Source organism: Faecalispora sporosphaeroides DSM 1294 (genome assembly GCA_000383295.1).
Classification (GTDB): domain Bacteria; phylum Bacillota; class Clostridia; order Oscillospirales; family Acutalibacteraceae; genus Faecalispora; species Faecalispora sporosphaeroides.
This window is the reverse complement of sequence record KB911066.1, coordinates 241,558-264,305: the sequence shown is the minus strand read 5'-3', so window position 1 is coordinate 264,305 and position 22,748 is coordinate 241,558. Positions and strand designations below refer to the sequence as shown.

At 53.0% G+C, this 22,748-nt stretch carries 20 protein-coding genes; 10 read left to right on the top strand and 10 right to left on the bottom strand.

All coding sequences use genetic code 11. The features are described from left to right. The 5 genes from G340_RS0101380 to G340_RS0101360 all read left to right on the top strand — a co-directional run bounded on the left by G340_RS0101380 (nt 1) and on the right by G340_RS0101360 (nt 6,600). The gene (locus G340_RS0101380) at nt 1-780 is read left to right on the top strand and encodes an ABC transporter ATP-binding protein (RefSeq protein WP_027103807.1); all 780 of its coding nucleotides are present in this window, start codon (nt 1-3) and stop codon (nt 778-780) included. A gap of 377 nt (nt 781-1,157) precedes the next feature. Beyond that, nucleotides 1,158-2,927 carry a COG1361 S-layer family protein gene (locus tag G340_RS0101375; RefSeq protein WP_020071858.1) on the top strand — a complete coding sequence of 590 codons (1,770 nt, stop codon included), beginning with the start codon at nt 1,158-1,160 and terminating at the stop codon, nt 2,925-2,927. Next, nucleotides 2,924-4,255 carry an ABC transporter permease gene (locus G340_RS0101370; protein WP_020071857.1) on the top strand — a complete coding sequence of 444 codons (1,332 nt, stop codon included), beginning with the start codon at nt 2,924-2,926 and terminating at the stop codon, nt 4,253-4,255. Before G340_RS0101375 ends, G340_RS0101370 begins: the two co-directional genes overlap by 4 nt. A gap of 193 nt (nt 4,256-4,448) precedes the next feature. Then, nucleotides 4,449-5,864, top strand: coding sequence for an AI-2E family transporter (locus G340_RS0101365; RefSeq protein WP_020071856.1), 1,416 nt, complete (start codon nt 4,449-4,451; stop codon nt 5,862-5,864). A 103-nt stretch (nt 5,865-5,967) separates the two neighbouring features. Beyond that, the gene (locus G340_RS0101360) at nt 5,968-6,600 is read left to right on the top strand and encodes a DedA family protein (RefSeq protein ID WP_020071855.1); all 633 of its coding nucleotides are present in this window, start codon (nt 5,968-5,970) and stop codon (nt 6,598-6,600) included. Between the two features lie 339 nt (nt 6,601-6,939). Here G340_RS0101360 and G340_RS0101355 read toward each other — a convergent pair whose 3' ends face one another. From G340_RS0101355 to fliD, 6 genes are all read right to left on the bottom strand, one after another. Beyond that, nucleotides 6,940-7,362: a GNAT family N-acetyltransferase gene (locus G340_RS0101355; protein WP_020071854.1), complete on the bottom strand. Its 423-nt coding sequence runs from the start codon at nt 7,360-7,362 to the stop codon at nt 6,940-6,942. Further along, nucleotides 7,359-8,393, bottom strand: coding sequence for a UDP-glucose 4-epimerase GalE (gene galE, locus G340_RS0101350; RefSeq protein WP_020071853.1), 1,035 nt, complete (start codon nt 8,391-8,393; stop codon nt 7,359-7,361). Before galE ends, G340_RS0101355 begins: the two co-directional genes overlap by 4 nt. Continuing rightward, nucleotides 8,393-9,232, bottom strand: coding sequence for an amidohydrolase family protein (locus G340_RS0101345; protein WP_326522286.1), 840 nt, complete (start codon nt 9,230-9,232; stop codon nt 8,393-8,395). Before G340_RS0101345 ends, galE begins: the two co-directional genes overlap by 1 nt. Before the next feature lie 375 nt (nt 9,233-9,607). After that, nucleotides 9,608-10,060, bottom strand: a complete 453-nt coding sequence (locus G340_RS0101340; protein ID WP_326522285.1) for a hypothetical protein — start codon at nt 10,058-10,060, stop codon at nt 9,608-9,610. A gap of 18 nt (nt 10,061-10,078) precedes the next feature. Continuing rightward, a complete protein-coding gene (gene fliS / locus G340_RS0101335) occupies nt 10,079-10,456 on the bottom strand; it encodes a flagellar export chaperone FliS (RefSeq protein WP_020071850.1) in 378 nt (125 codons plus the stop codon). 21 nt (nt 10,457-10,477) lie between these two features. Then, nucleotides 10,478-13,174 carry a flagellar filament capping protein FliD gene (gene fliD, locus G340_RS0101330; RefSeq protein ID WP_020071849.1) on the bottom strand — a complete coding sequence of 899 codons (2,697 nt, stop codon included), beginning with the start codon at nt 13,172-13,174 and terminating at the stop codon, nt 10,478-10,480. 202 nt (nt 13,175-13,376) lie between these two features. Between fliD and G340_RS0101325 the strand changes: the two genes are divergently transcribed. Beyond that, the gene (locus G340_RS0101325; protein WP_020071848.1) at nt 13,377-14,537 is read left to right on the top strand and encodes an HD-GYP domain-containing protein; all 1,161 of its coding nucleotides are present in this window, start codon (nt 13,377-13,379) and stop codon (nt 14,535-14,537) included. A 265-nt stretch (nt 14,538-14,802) separates the two neighbouring features. Here G340_RS0101325 and G340_RS0101320 read toward each other — a convergent pair whose 3' ends face one another. From G340_RS0101320 to G340_RS0101305, 4 genes are all read right to left on the bottom strand, one after another. Then, nucleotides 14,803-15,324 carry a chemotaxis protein CheW gene (locus G340_RS0101320; protein WP_326522284.1) on the bottom strand — a complete coding sequence of 174 codons (522 nt, stop codon included), beginning with the start codon at nt 15,322-15,324 and terminating at the stop codon, nt 14,803-14,805. A gap of 66 nt (nt 15,325-15,390) precedes the next feature. Next, nucleotides 15,391-15,933: a chemotaxis protein CheW gene (locus G340_RS0101315; RefSeq protein ID WP_020071846.1), complete on the bottom strand. Its 543-nt coding sequence runs from the start codon at nt 15,931-15,933 to the stop codon at nt 15,391-15,393. Nucleotides 15,934-16,078: 145 nt separating this feature from the next. Next, nucleotides 16,079-16,417 carry an EscU/YscU/HrcU family type III secretion system export apparatus switch protein gene (locus G340_RS0101310; RefSeq protein WP_020071845.1) on the bottom strand — a complete coding sequence of 113 codons (339 nt, stop codon included), beginning with the start codon at nt 16,415-16,417 and terminating at the stop codon, nt 16,079-16,081. After that, the gene (locus G340_RS0101305; protein WP_020071844.1) at nt 16,404-17,822 is read right to left on the bottom strand and encodes a hypothetical protein; all 1,419 of its coding nucleotides are present in this window, start codon (nt 17,820-17,822) and stop codon (nt 16,404-16,406) included. The genes G340_RS0101310 and G340_RS0101305 overlap by 14 nt, the downstream gene beginning before the upstream one ends. Nucleotides 17,823-17,981: 159 nt before the next feature. Between G340_RS0101305 and G340_RS0101300 the strand changes: the two genes are divergently transcribed. The 4 genes from G340_RS0101300 (at nt 17,982) to G340_RS0101285 (ending at nt 22,747) form a co-directional block, all read left to right on the top strand. Next, entirely contained in the window at nt 17,982-20,090 is a 2,109-nt protein-coding gene (locus tag G340_RS0101300) for a chemotaxis protein CheW (protein ID WP_020071843.1), read from the top strand. Nucleotides 20,091-20,152: 62 nt separating this feature from the next. Beyond that, a complete protein-coding gene (locus G340_RS0101295; protein ID WP_020071842.1) occupies nt 20,153-20,701 on the top strand; it encodes a flavin reductase family protein in 549 nt (182 codons plus the stop codon). 99 nt (nt 20,702-20,800) lie between these two features. Continuing rightward, nucleotides 20,801-21,865, top strand: a complete 1,065-nt coding sequence (locus G340_RS0101290) for a tartrate dehydrogenase (RefSeq protein ID WP_020071841.1) — start codon at nt 20,801-20,803, stop codon at nt 21,863-21,865. Nucleotides 21,866-21,937: 72 nt separating this feature from the next. Continuing rightward, on the top strand, nt 21,938-22,747 hold the full coding sequence (locus G340_RS0101285; protein WP_020071840.1) for a CheR family methyltransferase: 810 nt from the start codon (nt 21,938-21,940) through the stop codon (nt 22,745-22,747). Nucleotide 22,748 lies beyond the last annotated feature (1 nt).

The window sequence follows — 22,748 nt, the reverse complement described above, 5'->3', positions numbered from 1 at the left end:
ATGAAAGCATTGGCAAAGGAGTTAGACATGGGCCTGATTCGTGTGGAGAACCTTCGTAAGGTATACCGGGTGGACCAGGAAAAGATTGTTGCGCTCAACCGCATCAATCTGACGGTTGCATCGGGAGAAGTATGCTGTATATTGGGAACCTCCGGTTCGGGCAAATCGACGCTGCTGAATATTATGGCGGGGTTGGAGAAGCCCTCGAAGGGCCGGGTTATGATAGATGACGTAGAGGTCACGGCGCTTTCCGAAAAGGATTTGGCGCTGTTTCGGCAGAAAAATATCGGCTTCGTGTTTCAGTCCTATAACCTGATGCCGACGCTGAGTGCCATTGAAAATGTCGCTATGCCGCTCATGTTCCGGGGAATCAGCAAAGACAGGCGAACCCGCGAGGCCGTTAAAATGCTGCGCGCGGTGCGGCTGGGCAACCGCCTGCTGCACCGGCCGACGCAGATGAGCGGCGGGCAGCAGCAGCGGGTGGGCATTGCGCGTGCCTTTGTCGCGCACCCCAAAATCATATTTGCGGATGAGCCTACGGGCAACCTGGATACCAAAACGACCAGAGAGGTGATGGAGATCATGGTGGGTATGGCGCGGGAGTACCATGAGACCCTGATTTTGGTTACGCACGACCAGGACATTGCCCGCTATGCGGATCGAATCGTTACGATTGTGGACGGAAATATTCAGTCGGATCATACAAACGAATCTGTTTTCCCCGCACAGCGGGAAAAAGTACAGGAATTGACTACGGTATCGGGAGGAAAAACAGAATGAAATTAAATAAGCTGCGTCCTTTGGCGGCGCTGGTGCTTACGATGACCATGCTGCTTTTTTTACTACCATCTCCCGCGGCGGCTTCTTCCAGTTTTGACGTGACGGAACCGGAAATCAAGTCTGTTACAGTACAGTCGGGGCAATCTGTACAAAAGGGACAATCATTCGATACTAGTATTAATTTTTATCATAATGATAGTAATATCCAAAAAGCTTACAGCGCAGTTATTGAAATTGCAAATTATAGTGGATTGAACGTTAAAAGTAATAAATTTACAGTTCCTGTAACTGATTCCACAGCAGATGACGATGATGGTAAAGAATACACTCTATATATTCCTGAAAATTATCTGAAATATATTGGATCCGGGCCTGGCGTGATCAGGCTTACGATTACTTACTATGAGGATTCAAAACCTACTGAGGGTAAAGAGGTAACAATAAAAGACGAAAACGGTAAAAGTAAAATTTATAAAGTTTCTATCCGCAAAACCCTGATTCCCGGCGAAGGCTCCGCGGACAACACGGTGCGTGTGGACGAAAGCAGCTCCACACCGACCATTATCTCCGGAACCAGCGCTACTGTGGCGATTCCTTTGATCAGCGGCAGTACATTGGAGGACGCGCAGATTGCAGTGAAGTTAGCGCCAGAACCGAAAATTCTGCTTACCTCGGCCGGGGCTGTCTATACAATGAATTTTGTGTCAGGAGAAAAGAAATACCTTAATCTTCCGCTCCGTGTGGATTCGTCCGTTGCGGCAGGGATTTATCCTATTACCCTCACGATCAACGGCAATGAAGTAACCGCTTATATTCAGGTGCTGGACAGCGCCCAGGGAAAGGGCGGCGTAAGAATCGACTCCTATAAGCTGGACCGTTCCACCATCTATTCCGGCAGCACCTTCCGCATGGATTTGGTGCTGAAGAACACCGGCGGCCAGACCTATCACAATATTAACGCCGCGCTCGACGGCCTTGCGACAGAGAGCTTTACAGTCGTCGGTTCGCTCGACAGAAAAACGGTCGCAAGCCTGGCCCCGGGCGCGACGGCGACGATTTCCTTCCACATGCAGGCCGCCTCCAAAATGGAATCGGGCAACTACGCGATTGGGGTGAACCTCACTTCAGACGAGGTGACGGAGGCCGTCGCCACCAAGGTGTTTGTCTCTGTGGTGGGAACGGGCGATTCCAGCGGCGGAAAGCCAATCATCATCATCGAGAACTACAGCTTTGGCGGAACCTCGGTGACCGGCGGCAAAACGTTTCCGCTCTCGCTTCGCTTTCGCAACGCGAACACCGGCACCGCGATTCAGAACCTGAAAATCACCATCACCTCCACGGCGGATGAAGATACCGGCGGCGTTTTTACACCCGCCAATTCTTCCAATACGTTTTTTATCTCAAAGCTGGGGGCGGGCGCTTCCATCGACAAATCGATTGAGCTGTACCCCAAGGCGGACGCCAAGCCGAAATCCTACGGCATCGACGTGAAGTTTGAGTACGAGTCCGCCGCGGATACCAAGCACGAGCAGATCACAGCAACGGAAACGATCTCCATTCCGCTCACACAGCCGGACCGCTTTGAGGTGACGAACGCGGAGGTACAGGGGCCGATCCAGATGGGAACGGAGGGCCAGCTGTCCATCAGTTATGTCAATAAGGGGAAGAGCACCGTTTACAATCTTTCCGTTCTGCTCGAGGGCAATTTTACCGCGCCGGAAACGAATATCTATATCGGCAATGTGGAATCCGGTTCTTCCGACAGCTACGATACGACCCTGACCCCGACGGAAGAGGGAACGCTGCAGGGGAAGGCCACGATCACCTACGAGGATCCGAACGGGGAAACCCGTGAAATCATCAAGGAGTTCTCCTGCGAGGTTCAGCCGGCGATGCCCGTCGATCAGGATGGCATGGGCCCCGATGTCAGCGAGCCGATGCCGGAGCAGTCCTCCGGGGTGGCGGCTTGGGTATGGGTGCTCCTTCTGGCCGTGGCGGCCGGAGGGGCCGCAGCCGTCGTGCTCATTCGCCGCAGGCGCGCCGCAAAGCGCCGTGCCCTGCTGGAGCAGGAGGACGACTATGACGACGTGCAGCCGAAAACGCCGGAGCTGCCGGACGAACCGCATCAGAATGAGGATCAGCCATGAAATGGACAGACATGATCGCCATGAGCTTAAGCAGCCTGTTCAAGCGCAAGGTGCGCACACTGCTTACCGTGGCCGGTGTCGTCATCGGCACCTGCGCCATTGTGGTAATGCTCTCCTTTGGCATCGGCATCAAAAAGACAACGGACGAAACGATGCAGAGCATGGGGGATCTTACGGTGATCCAGATCGAAAACTACAACTCCAGCCCCGATGCGGAGCCGCTGAACGACGCCATGCTGGAAAGGATCCGTGCGCTGCCGGGGGTGCAGACCCTGACTCCGATGTTCGACGCAGACTTCTCCGCCTTTCAGATCCGCAGCGGCAAATATGTATATGGCGGGTCCGTCACCGGCGTGTATATGGATGCCCTCTCTGAGTTCGGCTATGAGGTGGAGGAGGGGAAGCTGCCGGAGGGAACCGTAGAGGAGGGCGCGGTTCTGTTCGGCAGGGATGCACTGTATAATTTCTATAACAGCAAAAAGAATAACAATAATATGATCTACCCGGAGCCGGACGCCACCGGAAAAATTCCTGACCCCTATGTGAACCCGATGAAGGATAAGCTGGAGCTGGTGCTGCAAAAGACCGACGAGAATAACAAAAAGACGGTAAAGCCCGTCAAGCTCAAGGCACTCGGCATTCTGGCGCAGGACTGGAGCAAGAGCCCCTCGCCCGGCTACAGCGTGTTTATGGATGTGAAGTATGTTCGTGCTTTGACGGAGCAGTACAATAAGCTGAACAATATCAAGGTTGACAAATCCAAAAAGTTCCAGTACAGCAGCGTTGTGGTCAAGGCGCTCGATATCAAGTCGGTCGAGCCGGTGCAGGACGCTATCAAGGCGCTCGGCTTTCAGACGTACAGTATGGACAGCATGCGCGAGTCCATGGAAGCGCAGACCAGAACCATCCAGATGATTCTGGGCGGGCTGGGCGCGATTTCGCTGCTGGTTGCGGCGCTGGGAATCACGAATACGATGATCATGTCCATTTATGAGCGCACCCGGGAGATCGGTGTGATGAAGGTGCTCGGCTGTGTGATTGGGAATATCCGCACCATGTTTTTGATCGAAGCCGGCATGATCGGCTTCATCGGCGGTGTGGCGGGAATCGCAATCAGTTACCTGCTCTCGTTTCTTCTCAATACCCTGGCGGCGAACGGGGGCGGTGTAATGGGCCTTGGCGGGGCAGGGGGGCAGATTTCGATCATCCCGGCCTGGCTGGCTCTGGGGGCGCTGGTGTTCTCTACCATGGTTGGCCTGGTCTCGGGCTTTTCCCCTGCGAACCGCGCTGTTAAGATCAGCGCGCTTACCGCGATCCGTCAGGAATAATCGATAGCGCTGCGGCGGTCAAATCGAATTCGCCGCGGCGTTTTTGTCGTCAATCGGCAAAACAGACATGCCGTGCGCCAAATATCCGGGCACAAACGGGTCATGCTATTATCCGACTGGAAATTCAATGCGGTGCCGTCATGCTTTTCGTTGACTTTTCTCTGCGATTGCGTTAGCATGAAAAACAGGACGATTGCCAAATTGCTGGAAGATACCATGGTGCAAACAGCAGTTCCCACCGCCGAAGGCGGAGGAGAAAACAAACCGCTTTTCCGGAGCGGCGGTCGGAAACTATATTTTTGGAAAGGTTGTGCGGCAGGTTATGAATTGGGAAGAAATCCTGTCGGATCCCAAGCTGTGGAAGAGAATCCGCAGTAAGATGATGTTTTTAATCGTGTTCACCGTTGGCCTGATTTTTCTTTTGTTTCATATTGAGAATGTATCCTTTGTCATTTCTTACATTCTGTCGTTGTTCGGGCCGCTGCTGGTCGGCGTGGGCGTCGCTTATGTGGTGAATGTACTGGTGCGCTTTTTTGAGAACAAGCTGTTTTATCCTCTGAATCAAAAGGGCTGGAGGCTCTGGCTGAAGTTTCGGCGCGGCATCAGCATTTTGCTGGCGTTTACTTTTCTGTCGCTGGTCGTGTGGCTGATCATCGTCTATATTGTGCCGGAATTTATCAGCTCCCTCAGCTTCTTTTCAGAGAATCTGCCCGCCTATGTCAACCAGCTTTCCCAGTGGCTGACGGAAGTGTCCAAGCAGTTCGACTGGAGTAAGGAAACCCAGAGCCTTTTAAAAATAGACTGGACGAAGCCTCTGGAAAGGATCACCTCCACCATCAGCGACGTAGCCACCTCGCTGGTGTCTGCTACCATCAGCGTGGCCTCCGGTATCATTTCATTTGTGCTGAGCGTGATCTTCTCCATCTATATTCTGTTCGGAAAAGAGCGTCTGATCCGCAACATTCGCCGTGTGCTGTACGCGTTTCTCCCCAGGGAAAAAGCGCAGCGCCTGGTTGCGGTGGGCGTGCTGACCAATCGGATTTTTTCGGGCTTTGTCACCGGGCAGATGACGGAGGCCGTAATCATCGGCTCACTGTGCTACATCGGCATGACCGTTATGGGGCTGCCCTACGCCGTGATGATCAGCGTGATCATTTCCATGACAAGCCTGATTCCGATTCTGGGCGCGTATTTGGGCGGAGCAATGGGCGCGTTCGTCCTGCTGATGATCAACCCTGTGTACAGCCTGTGGTTCCTGATTTTCCTCGTTCTGCTCCAGCAGTTTGAGGGGAATGTCATCTATCCCCGCGTGGTGGGCAACTCCATCGGCCTGCCCGGCCTGTGGGTGATGGTCGCGATTCTGCTGTTCGGCAGCCTGTTCGGCGTGATCGGCATTTTGCTCGGCGTGCCGATGTTCTCCGTGTTTTACGCGCTGCTGCGTCAGGAAACGGAGTTAAAGCTCAAGGAAAAAGAAATTTCGGAAGAAGAAGTAATGGGGAAGCCCCCTGTTGAGGTGCCGGACCCTGCGGCGGAGAAAAAAGCGGCCGAGTCCGATGAAAAATCGGCGGATAAGCAGGCTGAATCCGGCAAGAATTCCGACAATCCCTGAAATGTTGACCGAAAATTTACACTTTCGTCATGTCTGCCTGTCATGTTTCTGCTATCATCGGAATCGTGAAATCGCAGGAACGCAGGAAAGGAGCAACTTTGCAATGCAGGAATGGATCATCCAGACGATGAATCAGTTTGGATATATTGGAATTATGCTGCTGATTGCCATAGAGAACGTATTCCCCCCGATTCCGTCGGAGGTGATTTTGACCTTTGGTGGCTTTTCGACCACGTATACAGATATGAAGGTATGGGGAGTGATCATTGCGGCCACCGTCGGCGCGGTGATCGGCGCTTTGGTGCTGTACAGCGTCGGGCGCTTTTTCCCGCCGGAGCGGATCGAAGGCTGGCTCGACGGCCGCTTGGGTCAGATGCTTCACTTTAAGCGCGAGGATGTGGAGCGTGCCGCACACTGGTTTGAAAAAAAGGGAAGAATCACCGTTTTCCTCTGCCGCTTTATCCCGATCATCCGCAGCCTGATTTCCATCCCGGCAGGAATGACGAAAATGTCGATGGGCGTGTTCCTGCTGTACACCGCCGCGGGAACCTTTTTGTGGAATACCGTGTTGGTGCATCTGGGCGTGTTCGCGGGGGAATCGTGGGAACGAGTTGCGGAATACATCGACCTGTACGCGCACGCCACTCTCGTTGTACTGATCCTTCTGTTCGTTATCGGTGCAATCTTCTTTTACAGAACAAGAATTGCAAAGAAAAGTGAGAAAGAAAAAGGATAATCCCACTCCTTGCAGGCGTAAAATTCAGGTACTGTGCCCTGAAAAACAAGAAATCTTCCCTATTTTTTTAAAGTAATATCGCGTTACCGTTGGATTTTCCTGAAGAATCCGGTATGATTTTAGATAGTATCACTGATTTTTATAGCCGAAGGGTCGGCACTGTATGCGACCTTATGTGGAACCGGAGCAAATCCGCGTCGCTGATGGTTCTGGAGGTGCTGATCGGCCGCTTTGCCTTTTACCACAGGAAAGCAAAGGAAGGGCCTGAAAAGGGATCGCTCCTTCCGCCCATACAGAAGAATAAAAGGATGGCCCCGCCAAATCGGCGGGGCCATCCTTTTATTCGAGCATTCCTCTTTGGCGGACACGTTCCGGGTCGGAGAATTTCCCCATTCCGGTTTTCAGGCGGCCGAAGCCGAAACGCTCGTAAAAGGGCTCCTTTCCCGGTGATGCGTATAAAATGGTATTGCCGTCCGGCAGCTGCCGGAGCATCTCCTCCAGCAGGGTTCTGCCAAGCCCCCGCCCCTGGTATTCGGGCAGCAGGGCCACGTCGTAAAGGGCGGACTGAACCACCGCGTCGGAAAGGGCGCGCGCGCAGCCGATCAGGCGCTGCCCGTCCCGCAGAAAAACGACAGCAAAGCTGTTTTCAAACGCCTTGCGGAACGTTTCGGGCGGGTGGGGGGCAAGGCCCGCGGCCTCGATGACACAGGCCAGCTCCTCCCAGTCGATTCCGCCGCAATTGTACTCGACGGCAAGGTTCATTTCGCGCCACCTGCTTTCTTTTGTGCGGCTCCCTGCTTTTGAATAAAGTTCCAGGAGTCGCGGCACATGTCGGCCAAGGTGTAGCGGGCCTGCCAGCCCAGCTCCCGCTGCGCTTTGCCGGCGTCGGCGTAGTATTCCGGCAGATCGCCGGCCCGCCGGGGAGCAAATTGGTACGGCACGGGAACCCCAGATTCCCGCTCAAAGGTTTTTACGACCTCCAGAACGGAGCTTCCGTGCCCGGTTCCCAGGTTGTAGATACTGACGCCCTGTTGTGCAAACAGCGCGTCCAGCGCCTTGCCATGGCCTGCGGCGAGGTCGCATACGTGAATATAGTCGCGCACGCCGGTGCCGTCGCGGGTGGGGTAGTCGTTGCCGAACACGTTCAGATAGGGCAGGGAGCCCTGCGCCACCCGCATGATGTACGGCATCAGGTTATTGGGGATGCCGTTCGGGTTTTCTCCGATCAGTCCGCTCGGGTGCGCGCCGATCGGGTTGAAGTAGCGCAGCAGCATCGTGTTCCAGCGGCTGTCGCTTTTGCAAAGATCCTGCAAAATCTGTTCGATCATCGCTTTTGTTGTTCCATAGGGATTCGTGGTCTGCCCGGTGGGCATGTCTTCGCGGTAAGGGATGGGATTGTTTTCCCCATATACCGTGGCGGAGGAGCTGAATACCAGCCGCCTGACGCCGTGCAGCTCCATCTGCCGCAGCAGATTCAGGGTGCCGGTCACGTTGTTGTGATAATACAGAACGGGCTTTTGAACGCTTTCTCCCACCGCCTTCAGGCCGGCAAAATGGATGACCGCGTCGATCGGCTGTTTCTCAAAAATCCGCCCCAATTTCTCTTCCTCCAGCAGGTCGCAGCAGCAGGATGAGAAATCGCGGCCGGTAATCGTGCGCACCGCGTCCAGTGCGGCGGGGGAGGAGTTGCTGAAGTTATCCACCACGCAGATATCGTAGCCGTTTTGCAGCAGCTCCACGCAGGTGTGGCTCCCAATAAAACCGGCGCCGCCGGTGACCATAATATGTTTCATCAGATTATCCTCCGCATTGTTCCGGGTTCTTTCTGCCCGGAGATTTTGTCCAGCCCCAGCAGCCGTCGGGCGTTGTTCCAGCAAATGTCCTCCAGCATGCGGTCTGGCAGACCCAGCCGTTCGAGAAAGCGCATCTGTTCTTTCGGCAGGCTCCAGGGGCAGTCGCTGGCGTAGAGCACTCTCTCCGAACCGTGATGCAGAATCATCCGCTTGGCCTGCTCCGGGTCGATGAGCAGGTAAGACATCGAGGTGTCGAGATAAACGTTTTCCATACCGATCAGGTATTCTTCGGCTTCTTCGCTGCGCCGCATTCCGCCCATATGCGCCGCAATAACGGTCATGCGCGGAAAATCGCGCGCCACCTTTGCCAGAGCCTTCGGCGGCGTGTGCACCACATGGGGGGAAACCGGATCCCACCCTGCGTGAAAGGTAACGGGCAGCCCCAATTCCTGAAGCGCGTCATAAACAGGGTACGCCTTTTTATCATCCACGAAGAAGCGCTGGTACTCCGGGTGCAGCTTGACCCCAAAAAGCCCCAGGCCGCGAATGCGCCAAAGTACCTCAACGGCGTCCGGTGCATCCGGATGAACCGAGCCAAAGCAGTAAAAGAAATCATCCTGAACCTCTGCGGCCCAGTTATTCACGTTGGTCTGCTGTTCCGGCCTGGTCGCAATATTCAAAACGGCGGCGCCGGAAATCCCCCATTCCTTCAACCGCGTCCTGGTGTCGGAGAGCGTCGCCTTCGTCACGGGGGGAACATGACTCGTCTCGCTAATTCCGGAAAGTGCTTTTGGAGCCAGAAAATCTGGAAACATGTGAACATGCATATCAAAAATCATGGAAAACAGGGTAAGTCCTTTCTTAATAATGATACCGCTTTCAAAAAGCCTGCACAATGCTGGTACAGCGGGTTCTTCGCCGCCTGCGCAGGAGGCGAAGTTATTCACTTTCTGAAAGAGGAAGGATACGCGGCAAACTTCAAAACGAGGCATTGTAGCGAATGGGGAAACTGTACGGAGCCGGCATCGCGGCGGTTGTCGTCGGTTTTCATCAATGAGTACCCGAAAGGTGCGCCGCGGGGGTTGCAGGTTGGAAACCGGACGGTGTAAAAACTCATTGACGATACCATATTGTTTTCATTTTACACGCTTTGAAATAAAAAAACAAGGCATAGTGTCCGCCTGTGCCGGTACACTATGCCTTCGCCGGGCTGCTTACTGGTAAGTGAACAAGTTGTTCTGCTCCCCCTGCTGTTTCAGTTCGGCAAGCTGTTTCTTTGAATTTTCACGCTGTACCAACAAAAGATCCGTTGTGGAACGATTGAGAGCGGCAGCCTGGCGGAACAGCTCATTGATTTCCGAAATCAAAACAAGGGCCCGTTTTTCGTCCGGAGAACAGACTGCTTCCTCTAACTGCAAAGACATCAAATCGCGCAGTCTTTCCTGTTCGGCGGGGGGTTGAAGATCTGTTTTTGATCGAATCAGAAGGTTGCATTTGTCCACCCGCTGCATCAGCTGGCCGCGCTGCTCCAGCAGCAAGTCCAAGTCAACCGTTTCTTCCAGAGACTGAACCTCCATCTGCTTGGTGATGTTCAGAATCTGTTCCATCAGTATTTTCTTTTGCTCCAGGCATACCAAAATGTCCTGCGTAAGCATGATATACTCCAATCTTTTCTGCGGCGATCTTTATTTCTTCATATGAACCAGCTTTTCCGCCTGTACCCAGGTGTCACGCATTTCGTCGACAAGCGGGAGCAGATCGTCCAAAAGCTGCGGGTCACGCCGGATTTCTGAACGAATAATCTGCTGATTGCAGAAGTAGTACAAATCATACAGCTCTTTTGAAATCGGGTACTTGAAGTTCAGCACCGAAGAAAGATACTGAAAGATATTTTTGCACTTTTCCGTGCATTTTTCAGAGTTGGTATAGTCCTCCTGCTTCATCAGCAGAGAGGCGTGATGAAGGTTCTTTATGACTTCATCGAACAGAAGCACCAGTTGTTCCCCGCGCGACATGGTGGAAATGGACTGCTGCTTATATTGAAAAATTGCATTGCTTTGCATGATACACCTCTGATTTTACCGTCAGGTGGAGCTGGACTGCATAAAGAAGCTCGCCTGACTATTCATCCGCGCGATATAAGTTTCCAGAGCGGTAAATTTATTATAATAATATTCCTGCTGGGATTTGAGCCGGGTTTTCAGCGTTTTGATCTGAGCGTCATAGTCCTTCATCTTTTTAGCCAGATCGCTCTGATCCACCTTGCTGGTGGTAGACCCCGCCTTTGAAATCAAAAGCCCTGTATCGACCAGACTGTCGTTTGTGTACTTTTTGAGGAGATCCTGCATCCGAGTGGCAATGCCGTCTGTGGAGGTAAACAGCTGAGAAACCTTATCGGGATCGGAATTGAGCGCCTTTTTGAGCTTATCCTCGTCCACAGTCAGCTTTCCGTTGTCGGAATAGCTGGCGGAGGAGATGCCGATCTGGTACAGAGCGCTGCTCATCGAAGAAACCACATCCGTCATACTGTGGCGCCAGTCCTGAGCAAAGCTGCTGAGCGTAGAATCGTTAAACAGCATGCCCTGCTTTGCCTTTTTCTCCCAGGCGGTGATCTGGCTTTCACTCATTCCGCTTTTCTGTTCGTCCGTTAAAGGAGCGTAGGTGCCGTCCGTCGGCTTCTTCTCTGTGTACATTCCGTTGACTGTGGTCAGAATGGCATTGTAATCGTCGATAAACGTTTTGATCTTTGTCACAAGATCGTCGGTTTTCGATTCCACCGAAAAGGTGATGGGGTCCATATCCGGTACTTCTTTTCCGTCAACCGTTTTGGTCGGAGTCGTTTTCTGCAGCTCAAAGTTCACGCCGTCCATGGTAAAGCTGTTGCTGGCTCGAGTGATGGTTTGATAGGACTGCCCGTTGTCGAAGCTGACCTCCATCACGGCATCCTGGCCGATTATGTTTTCGGTGATGCCGCTGCCGGTGTCACCGAATAAAACCTGAGACAAATTGCCGGATACATCTGAAATGTTCACATGACTGTTGGCGCCGCCGTTTTTCGCGACGATGCTGAAACGATCCAGCGTGCTGGAATAAGTAACGGTAACGTTGGCATCCGGATCATTATTGATGGTTTTTATGATCGTGTTGATATTATCGGTCGCTTTAAAGGAGAATTCTTTTCCGTTGACGGAAATTTTATATTCGGAAAGCAAATCGGTATTCCCGTTGGTGTCCGTTGCAGTAGACAGGGGAGTTTTCAGCTCTCCCTGCACATCCCGCAGGGTTTTGTTCAGGTTGATGCGGTTCGATTCACCGGCATACACCCGCAAGGCGCCCTCCACACCCAGCACTCCGCTCTTGCTGGAGGAGGAAAGGGTCAGTACATTGGTGCTGTCTTCCAGGGTTTGAAAGGAAAGGGACCCCGTTGTATTATCAAAGGAAACTTTTACTTTATCAGAACCATAAGCAGAATCCAGCTTTGCCTGCAAATAGTTTGCAAGTTCATCCGGCGTGTCATAGTTCTCCACCTGGGTTGCGTCAAAAGAAACGGTTTTGGAAAGTCCGTTCAGGTCAAACGTGAGGGTGGAGCCGGAAAGAGAGTCGCTTAAATAAGTGGAATATAAGGCGCCTTTGTCGACCGCATTTGTGAAATCGTAACCCGTAATCTTGCCCGAGCCGTCTGTTTGAGCAGTCAGCCCCAGCCCGCCGAGCAGATTCTGGCTGCCGCCCATAACAGATACCGAGCCGAGAGAGGAACTGGCAGAAACCTTGCCGCTGGCATTCACGGTAAAGTTAATTTTACCCGCCAAATCCTTGCTCGCCTTTACTGCTTCGTTCAGTTGGATTTCCAAAACCTTGTTGTACCCTTGGTTATAAGCGTCCGTTCCCTCAACCGGGAGCGAGAAAGCGGAGGGGACGGTCAGGGTATAGTCAGTGCCGCCGATATTCAGGTTCAGTTTGGAACCAGCCGCGATCGAATGGTTTTTAAAATAGGCTTCGTTTATTTCTGTTTCTCCGGTTATGGCTGTGCCGGAATCATTCGCCTTCAGCCCAAGCCCGTTGAGCAGAGCGTCCGAGCCGCTTTTGACGGTAACAGCAGCGGTGGTGTTTTCCGCATCTATATTTTTCAGAGTGAATTTGTTGCCGTCTATAGAGGCTGCCAATTTGTCGCTAAGCCCCTGATCCTTCAATTGCTGGTTGATTTGATTTTTAATATCCTCAGCTGTCTTGGTGTTTCCGTCGGAACCCACCGTCAGGGTGTACTCTTTCCCCTCGAAGCTGATCTTCATGGAAGCGCCGGTCACGGCGCTCTTTGTCCATACAGACTCAATTTTTCCGGTTTGTATCGTCTGGTTTGATACCTTGTTGCCAGCGGTAAACGACGCCTGCGTCGCAAGCTGCGAAATCGATTTAATTTTCATGTTTTTCGCAACATTAGACAACCCGCTAACATTCACATAGGAAGAAAAGTTGTTTTTAATCGAGGTGCTGTTAAAGAAATTGGCGTTTAAAATGCTGCTGCTGCTCGAGGAGGAGCTGAGATATTTGGACTGAAACTCAGCGACCGATTTTAACAGAGTTCGGTAAGCCTCCTGCTGCCAGCTGGCAACCTGTTTTTTCTGGCCGGCAGTGTCAATTTTTTTCTGTATTCCGCTCGTAAGCTGTTTCACCAGTTCGTCGGTGTCTAATCCAGACATTAAGCCGCTCATACGCTTGGAAGAGCTTGCGGTGGCATAAAGGGAAGAGGAAGATGTGCTGGAATTGGTACTTAAAGAAGACATTTAGAAATCCTCCTGTCCGATCAAATATACTTCTTACTTTATATATCGTACTATTTTCATAAATCCTTAGAGAAAAAATCAGAAGAATTCGCTGCGATTTTCGGAAATAACAATTGCATTTCCCGAATGAATATTGTACACTTAGTGCATAAGTTTTGTTGTACTATTGCTCAGAAATGTGAGCAAGAAAGAAAGGAAGCCCATGAATTTTGTTCCAATCGATCAGCTGAAAGAAGGCATGAGGCTGGATCGGGACGTGTATTTGTATGATTACAAGACTTGTAAAGTTGCCATGCTGCGTTCCGGGCAGGTTTTGACCAGCGCGTACATTCAAAAGCTTTGCGAACTGCAGGTTTTAGGGGCATATATCCATTCCGATGATGATCAGGAGGAACAGCCGGTACACAGGCTGCCGCGACCTCGTCCGCCGATTAAAAGGACGCTTAAGCAGGAAGCCGTCACCAATCTCGAACACGTTTACGAGATGTTTGATAAGAATGCGCAGAGTATCAATATCAGCCATATCAATCAGACTCTGGATGTTTCTAAACAGCTCGTTACAGCACTGAAAAACAATAAAAACATCGAACTCAGCATTTTTAATTTAAAGCTGTACGATGACTACACGTATAATCATTCACTCGGCGTGTCGATTCTGGCAATTGCCATCGGCATTTCCATGGGAATGAAGACCAGAGATTTATACGACCTGGGCCTTTGCGCATTGTTGCATGACATTGGGAAGATGTCGATCCCGATTGAGATTATTGCAAAACCGGCCAGACTTACGCCGGAAGAGTTTGAAGTTGTGAAGCTCCACCCGTATAAGGGTGCTGAGTTTTTTTTAAAGCATCAGCTTGTCAGCAAAAAAATCTGTGCCGGGATTTTGACGCATCATGAAAAATTTGACGGCTCCGGTTACCCCAACGGCCTGAAGGGCGACGGCATTCCCTTGTTCGGCCGTATTATTGCGGTTGCGGATGTGTATGACGCGCTTACTTCCGTTCGGCCTTACCGAAAGCCGTCTTCCCCCACGGAAGTGCTGGAATATATTATGGGGGGGAGCGGCACCGCCTTTGACGTGGAAGTGGTCGAGGCGTTTTTAAGAAAGGTTTCTCCGTACCCGGTTGGCTCCTGTGTCAGGCTGAGCAACGGCGAAATTGCGATTGTTGTGGCGCAGAATGCCCGGCACCCGCTTCGCCCCCAGATTCGGCTGCTCAGTACGCCGGACAAGATACTGGATTTGTACAACGATCGAAACTATCTTTCGCTCGTGATCGAGAACGCCTGCAATATCTCCACGGAAGATCTGGATGAGGAGCCCGAGGAGGAGAAGGAGCAGGAAGAAAAGATCATCAAATGAAGCTGTAAAGCTGTGAACAGTCTGCGGACAATCCGTCCGCAGACTGTTTTTTTTGCAGACTGTTTTTTTGATGAAAAAAAGCGGCCGGAATCTCTCGGCCGCCTCACAAACAGGGTACTATGAAATGCGCAATGAAGGATCAAACGTCTCCTGCCGGGGCCTGTCGGGAAACAGCTTCGTCCGGCGATCGGTTTGCGTTGCCGGGTGATTTCCCTTTGGCGGATTTCTTTCCCGTCAATGCGCAGGCATGTGCGGCAGAATGATTTTACAGCTGCTTCAGCGCCTGTTCCACCTGCTTGATTTCATCGTTGTTCAGAATCTTTTTCGGGTCTACCAGCAGCACTACCTTGTCGTGCAACCGTCCGATTCCGGTGACGTAGGTGTTGGCGCTGTTGCCGGAAATCACGGTGGGGGTAGACGAGATGTTTTCCTCCTCAATGACGGAAACCTCGTTGACGGAATCCACCAGAAAGCCGATATAGGCTTCTTCCAGCTTCGTCACAATAATGCAGGTGCGGTCGGTGTATTCCAGTTCGGGCTTGCCGAAGCGCAGCCGGATATCGATCAGCGGGATGATGCTGCCGCGCAGATTGATCACGCCCTTGGCGTAGGCCGGCGAATCCGGCACGGGGGTAATCTCCTGCATGCCGATGATTTGCACCACGTCTGAAATCGGGACGCCGAAGAGCTGGCTGTCCAGAAAAAAGGTCAGATATTTTCCGTCGAGCTCCTGATTGGCTGTGTCCAGAAAGTCGATGGTATCAATGGTATCTTGCACTTTCGTCACCCTTTCAAAGTGATATTAAAATGAGCTTGTGTATTGCCGGGGAACCTCGAAAGCCGCGACGAAGCCTCAGGCGCCCTTGTCTTCCGGCTGGTTGTCCGCATTCGCTTTGTTCTGCGGGTGCTCGTCCTCGTTTTCGGTCAGAATCCGCTTTAGATTCAGCAGAAGCGCGGGCCCCTTGGAAAGCGTTACGATCCCGGTTACAAAGGGGTTGCTTTTTTCGCGGCCAAGGCTTGGCGTTTCGTTGACGTCCGCGACGGCAATATCGGTTACGTCGTCCACACTGTCTACAATCAGGCCGATGACGGCGTCCTCCCACTGCGTTACCACGATGCTTGTCTGCTCACCGTATTCCAGCTCGGGCTTTAATAGCTTCAGCCGCAGATCGATCAGCGGCACGATTTTGCCGCGCAGATTGATCACACCCTTAACATACGGGGGCAGCTTCGGCATCAGTGTGATTGACTGAATGCGCACGATTTCCACCACCTGGCTGCTGGGAATGGCGAAAATCTGACGATCGATATAGAAGGTCAGATATTTTTCAGACGCATTCAGTTTTGCTGCGTTTCCTGCCGCCAGGGAGGAAACCGGATTCGGGTTATTACTCATATCATTTCACCACTTCTTCCGCCGCGGCCGCGGCGGTTAATTTGAAAAGAAAATATACGTCAAATCGTCTATTACTCAATTTATATATCGGCCGAACGAAAAAGAAAATGAAGAGTATTCTCAAAAAAAACGGCGCCAAAATCGATCATTCTTCAGAGAATTCCGGCATTTCGGGCGCCGATGGGCCCTTTTTTGCATCGGAGGCCGCGGGGGGCGACTGCGGCTCGCCGTAATTGAGGAAGTACAGGTACAAATCTGCCACGGCTTGATACAGCTCCGGCGGAATTTCGGCGCCCATGTCCATCTGCGACAGCAGGGAGGCCAGCGCGTCGTCCTGAAAAACGGGGATGTTGCTTTCCTGCGCAACCTCTATGATTTTGGATGCGGTATAGCCGACTCCCGCCGCCACCACGACCGGAGCGTTGTTTTCCGCCTCGGAATAGCGCAGGGCGGCCGCGCGCTGCTTGTTGTTATACTGTGACATCGACGATTCGCCTTCCCTCATGAATTTTTTTCAGAATGGTTTTTGCGGCCGAGGGAGGGGCCCCTGCCGACAGCTCCACCGTCTCCGGCTCCAGGCCGTTCCGGGCAAAAATTCCGGCAACCGCTGCGCTGATTACCTTGGCGTCGGGGGCGAATTCCGCGGGGCAGTTGAGCCGGGCGCTGATCTTTTTCCCGGTCAGTGTCAGAAAGGCTTCAAAGTAGCCCTTGGACTTGATGTCGAACGTCAGAATGATCCGGCGGCTGCGTTCCTGCTCCTCCGCCGTTCGTTTTTCGTCGGCTTCCTCTTCCTTTTCAATCCAGATTTCGCCGAACAGGTACTTGCCCTCAAAGGCGAGGGGGAGGAACAGATGGTGGAACGGCATATACACGCTGTTGTCCATCAAAAGGGAGGAAAGCGTGCTCTGGAACAACTCCTGCCCGCGCTGCGACGGGCCGTTTGCGTTTTCCGTCAGCAGCTGAAGTACGGAATCCAGCAGCTTGTTTTCTTTTGGGGTTTCCAGACGCCCCATGTGATTCAGAAAGACGGAGGTCATTTCGTTGAGCTTATGAGGCGGAAAATTCAGATCGTATTTGCAGTAATCGAGCAGAGCGGTGTATTTTTCCGCCAGCTCCTCGCGCGAGCTGATGTTCAGGCGCGACAGATCGTGTACCAGCAGCGTGATGTTGTCGCGCACACGGCCAAAGTCGTTGGTGGCGGAGATATACCGCCGGATAAATGGGAGAATTTTTTCTTTGAGCACAGAGAGGTTCCGGTTCAGGTTTTCAATCGGCAACTCCTCGGTCAGCTCCTGCGTCATCTGCTGCAGCTGGCCGCTGTACGGCTGAGGAATCTGTTCGCTGATCTGGATCAGCCGGCGGATCACCGAGCGGGTGGTGTCTGCGGCGCCGGTGTAGGCGTTAAAGGCCTTCAAAAACTGCGCCGTTTTCTGCTCCAGCTGCTCGCCCGGGTTCTGCTCGAGAATCTGCCGCATCATTTGAAACAGCGCGCCCGAAAACTGCGTCCGGTTATTTTCCTGAAACAGCAGATTCTGCACGATTTCCTCTCGCCCCATATTGATGACCTGCGTCAGCTGGCGCAAAGGATCGGAAATGCCGGCAGTCTGCTCCGCGCCGGCCCGTCCCATAACCTCAAACACCAGCTTGCCCAGGCTCTGCGAAAGATCCGGCGTTCTGCCAAGCTGCTGAATAAAGCGGTTGAATACGGAGTTCCGGTTCAGAAGAAACGAAAATTCGGCGCTGCCCTGCTGGCCGGACTGTCGGTCGGCATTGGCGGGCGGCACCAGCGCCGGGTTGACCACGGCGCGGTCGGCCGGCTTTGCGGGGTTCATCCGGTTCACATTTTCTCCGCCTGGAATAGGAGTGGTGATTCTCAGGTTATCTGCCATAAACGGGTACCTCTAAAATTAAAATTTATAGAAATCGATGGGAAAAAGTTAATTATTTGCGACTCAATCCGATATAACATTATGAGAAAGACAGAATTTTCTGGCTTTTCAAGTTTATTCCTTTTCGGAATTTATTAAGATAGGCGGTGGCTATCATTCATGGATAACAATATGGAATCTTTGCTGGAAGTTTTTTTATTTGAAACCAACGGTTTGCTGACGCACCTGGATGAAATCCTTCTTCGCTGCGAGCAAGCGAGCGATTTCGATTCGGACAGTATCGACGAGATCTTCCGCATTATGCACACGATCAAGGGCTCTTCTGCAATGATGCAATTTGACAGCATGGCTACGGTGACTCACAAGATGGAAGACCTGTTTTATTACGTAAGAGAACACGGTATTTCCTCGGAGTACAACGAGCCGCTCACGGACTTGATGTTCAAATCCAGCGACTTCTTGAAGACGGAAGTTGAGAAAATCGAAAATAACGAACCCCTTATTACAGATATCGGCAGTTTGGAGGAAGAAATTAATTCTTTCCTCAAAAAGATTTCCGGGAAAGTCCCCGAAGACCCCGGGGCAGCCGTGCAGGCGCAGCCGGCCGCCCCGGCGGAGCAGCCGGCTGCGGAGCCTGTTGCCGCCTCGATTCCCGAGGCACCCGTTCCGGCCCCGGCCGTTCCCCCCGTACAGGCTTGGCAGCCCGCCGCCGACGGCGAGGAATACCTCTACCCGGTGCGCGTTTTCTTTGAAGAAGAAACGGAGATGGTTCACCTGCGCGCCATGCTTTTGGTGCACGCCATCGCCGAAACCGGCGTTCCGGTGCGCAGCGTGCCGGAGCATCTGGATTCCGATTCCACTGCGGCGGATGTCATCGGCAGAGAAGGGCTTCTGGTGTTGTTCCGCACAAAAGAGGAAATGGAGTCCTCGCTCAAGAGCATCGAAAACTTTGTGTACACCAAAAATTATACCGTTCTTTCCCCGCTGACGCAACAGAAGGAACAGGCGAAAAATATTAAAGAGGAAAAGACGGCCGCAAGCAGCGAGCCCGCCGCGAACAACGGGAACGGCAATCATCTGGCCGTCAAGCAGAATCTCATCAACGTCAACCTGTCAAAGCTCGACAATCTGATGGATCTTGTCGGGGAGATTGTCATTACGGAATCCATGGTAACGTCCTCCCATTCCGTGCAGACCGACGACAGCGGGGTGGATAACAGCTACACCAAGGCTTCGCGCCAGCTGCGCAAGCTGACGGACGAGCTGCAGGAGATCGTCATGTCCATCCGCATGGTTCCGATTTCGGGCGTGTTTCAGAAAATGCGCCGCATTGTGCGCGACATGAGCAAGAATCTGGACAAGGACGCGGAGCTTGTGCTGGTCGGCGAGGATACCGAGGTGGACAAGTCGATCGTGGACAATATCAACGACCCGATCATGCACGTGGTGCGCAATTCGATGGATCACGGCCTGGAGGATAAGCAGACCCGCATCGCAAACGGCAAGCCCGCAAAGGGAACCATTACCCTGACGGCGCAGAACACCGGCGGCGAAATCCTGATCTCCATTGAGGACGACGGCCAGGGAATCAACCGCGAGGCGGTGCTGGCCAAGGCCAAGCGCCAGGGCATGCTCAAAAAGAGCGAAAAGGAATATTCCAACCGCGAGGTCTACAATTTTCTGCTCATGCCCGGATTTTCCACGAACGAGGTGGTCACCGAATATTCTGGCCGCGGCGTGGGAATGGACGTTGTGAAGAAGAATGTGGAAAAGGTTGGCGGCGACGTGACGATCTCGAGCGAACCCGGCAAGGGAACAAAGGTGTTGTTCAAGATTCCGCTCACTCTGGCGATCGTCAACGGCATGAAGGTCTCCGTGGGCGACACCATGTTCATCGTCCCCACCAATAACATCAAGCAGCTGGTGAAGGTGACGTCCGATCAGGTGCTGTACGATACCAGCGGCAACGAAATCATCACCATGCGCAACCAGTATTACCCGCTCATCCGTCTGCACTCTGTGTTCGGCCTTGAGCCCCGCGCGAAAACGCTGGAGGATTCCATCGTTGTACAGGTGGAAAGCCACGAGAAGGTGTACTGTATCCTCGCGGATGATCTGCTCGGGGAGCAGCAGGTTGTGGTAAAGGGGCTGCCCGCATACCTCAATCAGTTCAATATTAAGGATACCGGGATTTCCGGCGGTGCCGTGCTGGGCGATGGCAGCATCAGCCTGATTCTCGATGTCGTCAACCTTTATAATAACAATTAAATCGCAGAGGTTTCGAGTCAAACGGCACAAGCCCATAGGCAAAGAAAGGGCGGTGTGGGGGGATGGCGCTGCAAAAGCTTCCTCTTGAAAAGGCGTTTATGCTGGTGGAACCCGGCCCGGTTCTTCTTGTCACGACAAATGACGGGAGAAAAAACAACATCATGACGATCACCTGGCATATGGTAATGGATTTTACCCCGCAGATCGCTCTGACGACCGGCCCGTGGAACCACTCCTTTCAGGCGCTGCGGGACACCAAGGAATGTGTGCTTGCGGTTCCGACGGTCGACCTTGCGGAAAAGGCGGTCGCAATTGGGGACTGCTCCGGCGCCGATGTGGACAAATTCCGGGAATTCGGGCTGACGCCGGTTCCGGGGCTGGGGGGAAAAGCGCCGCTGATCTCCGAGTGTCTGGCCTGCCTGGAGTGCCGTGTTCTGGATTATGTGGAGCCCTATGGCATCTTTATCCTGCGGGGCACTCAGGCCTGGATGGATTTGGAGCGCAGGGAGCGTCGCACATTTCACGCGAACGGTGACGGAACCTTTCGCGCGGATGGAGAGACTCTTTGCCTGCGCAGCCTGATGGAGGATAAACTGCCGCCCGGCGTATAGCGGTTCGCTCCGTTCTGGGGGAACCCAAAGATACGGGGCGGCTTTGCCTGATTTCAGGGAACAAACAACTAAAGAAACGGTTCAGGGGAGGCGTTTGATTTGCAGATTCATAAAATCGCGGTTATTCCCGGCGACGGGATTGGCCCGGAGGTCATTTCGGAAGGCTGTAAGGTGCTGGAGCAGGTCGCCCGGCTGGACGGCGGCTTTCGGTTTGAGTTCACCACGTTTCCGTGGGGCTGTGAATATTATTTGAAAAACGGCAGAATGATGGCGGAGGACGGAATCGAGCGGCTCAGCGGCTTCGACGCCATTTTCCTCGGTGCGGTCGGGTTCCCCGGCGTGCCGGATCATATTTCCCTCTGGGGGCTGCTTTTAACGATCCGCAAGAGCTTTGACCAGTATGTCAACCTTCGCCCTGTAAAGATGCTGCGGGGAGCACCCTGCCCGCTGAAGGATGTTCGGCGGGAAGACATCGACATGGTTTTCGTGCGCGAAAACAGCGAGGGTGAATATGCGGGCAGCGGAAGCTGGCTCTACCGCGATACTCCCCGCGAGGTGGTGCTCCAGAACGGTGTGTTTTCACGGCACGGGTGCGAGCGGATCATGCGCTATGCGTTTGAGCTGGCGCGCCGTGAGCAGAAAACGCTGACCAGCGTGAGCAAGGGGAACGCTTTGAATTACTCCATGGTGTTCTGGGATCAGATATTTGCTGAGGTGGGTCGGGAATACCCGGATGTAAAGACCGCCTCCTATTTGGTGGACGCGGCCAGCATGATGATGGTAAAGCGCCCCGAGGCGTTCGAGGTGATCGTCACCTCCAATCTGTTCGGCGATATCCTCACCGACCTTGGCGCCGCGATCGCCGGCGGACTGGGTCTTGCGGCCGGCGCGAATATCAACCCCGAGCGCAAATATCCCTCCATGTTTGAGCCGATTCACGGCTCTGCGCCCGACATTGCGGGCCGCCAGATCGCGAACCCGCTCGCCACCGTTTGGGCAGCGAGTCAGATGCTGGATTTCTTTCACCATGATGCTTGGGGCAGGCGGCTTCTGGACGTGATGGAGGATGTGCTGACAGAAGGGAAGATCCTCACTCCCGATATGGGCGGAACCGCGACCACGGCGCAGGTTGGCGACGAGATCGTGTCCCGTTTGGGCCGGTGATCGTTTCATTCGGGCGCTGTACTGGGCGGGGGCCTCAACACCCAGAATTTTTTCACTGAAGAAAGGATCAATATGATACGTCTGACAGACCAGGAATTCCAGACTATTGTCACCTATATCAAAAACAACTATGGGATCAATCTGGCAAACAAACGCCAGTTAATAGAAGCGCGCATGTATTCCGTTCTGACGGAAAAGGGCATGAAGAGCTTTTCGGAGTATATGAACCTGATCCAGCAGAAGAATCCGGAAGAAATCACCCTTCTGCTGAACAAGCTGACGACAAATCACACGTATTTCATGCGGGAACCGGCCCATTTTGATTTTATTAAGAATAAATTTCTGCCGCTTCAGGAGCGCATCAATCGCCGCAGGCTTGTGCGGATTTGGAGCGCGGGCTGTTCCTCCGGTGAAGAGGCCTATACCACCTGCATGGTTCTGAAGGATTACTTCAGCCTGGGCCGCGCGGGTTGGGATTTTCGTATTCTCGCCACGGATATTTCCGAAAAGGCGATGTCTGCGGGCAAAGCCGCCGTGTACAGCGCGGAATCTCTCAAAAACGTGCCGCAGGGCTGGCTGACCCGTTATTTTGTCAAGCAGGGGGCGGACCAGTACCGCATCAACGACGATGTTCGCCGTCATGTGACGTTTCAGCGGCTGAATTTGATGCAGCCCTTTCCGCCGATGCAGCCGTTTGATCTGATTTTTTGCCGGAATGTCATGATCTATTTTGACCAGAACGACCGCAACAGACTGATTAATAAATACTACGACATGCTCGTCCCGGGTGGTTTTTTGCTGATTGGGCATTCAGAAACCATACAAAGGGATAGCTCTAAATTTATTTACCTGGAGCCGTCGGTGTATCAGAAAGGACAGTGAA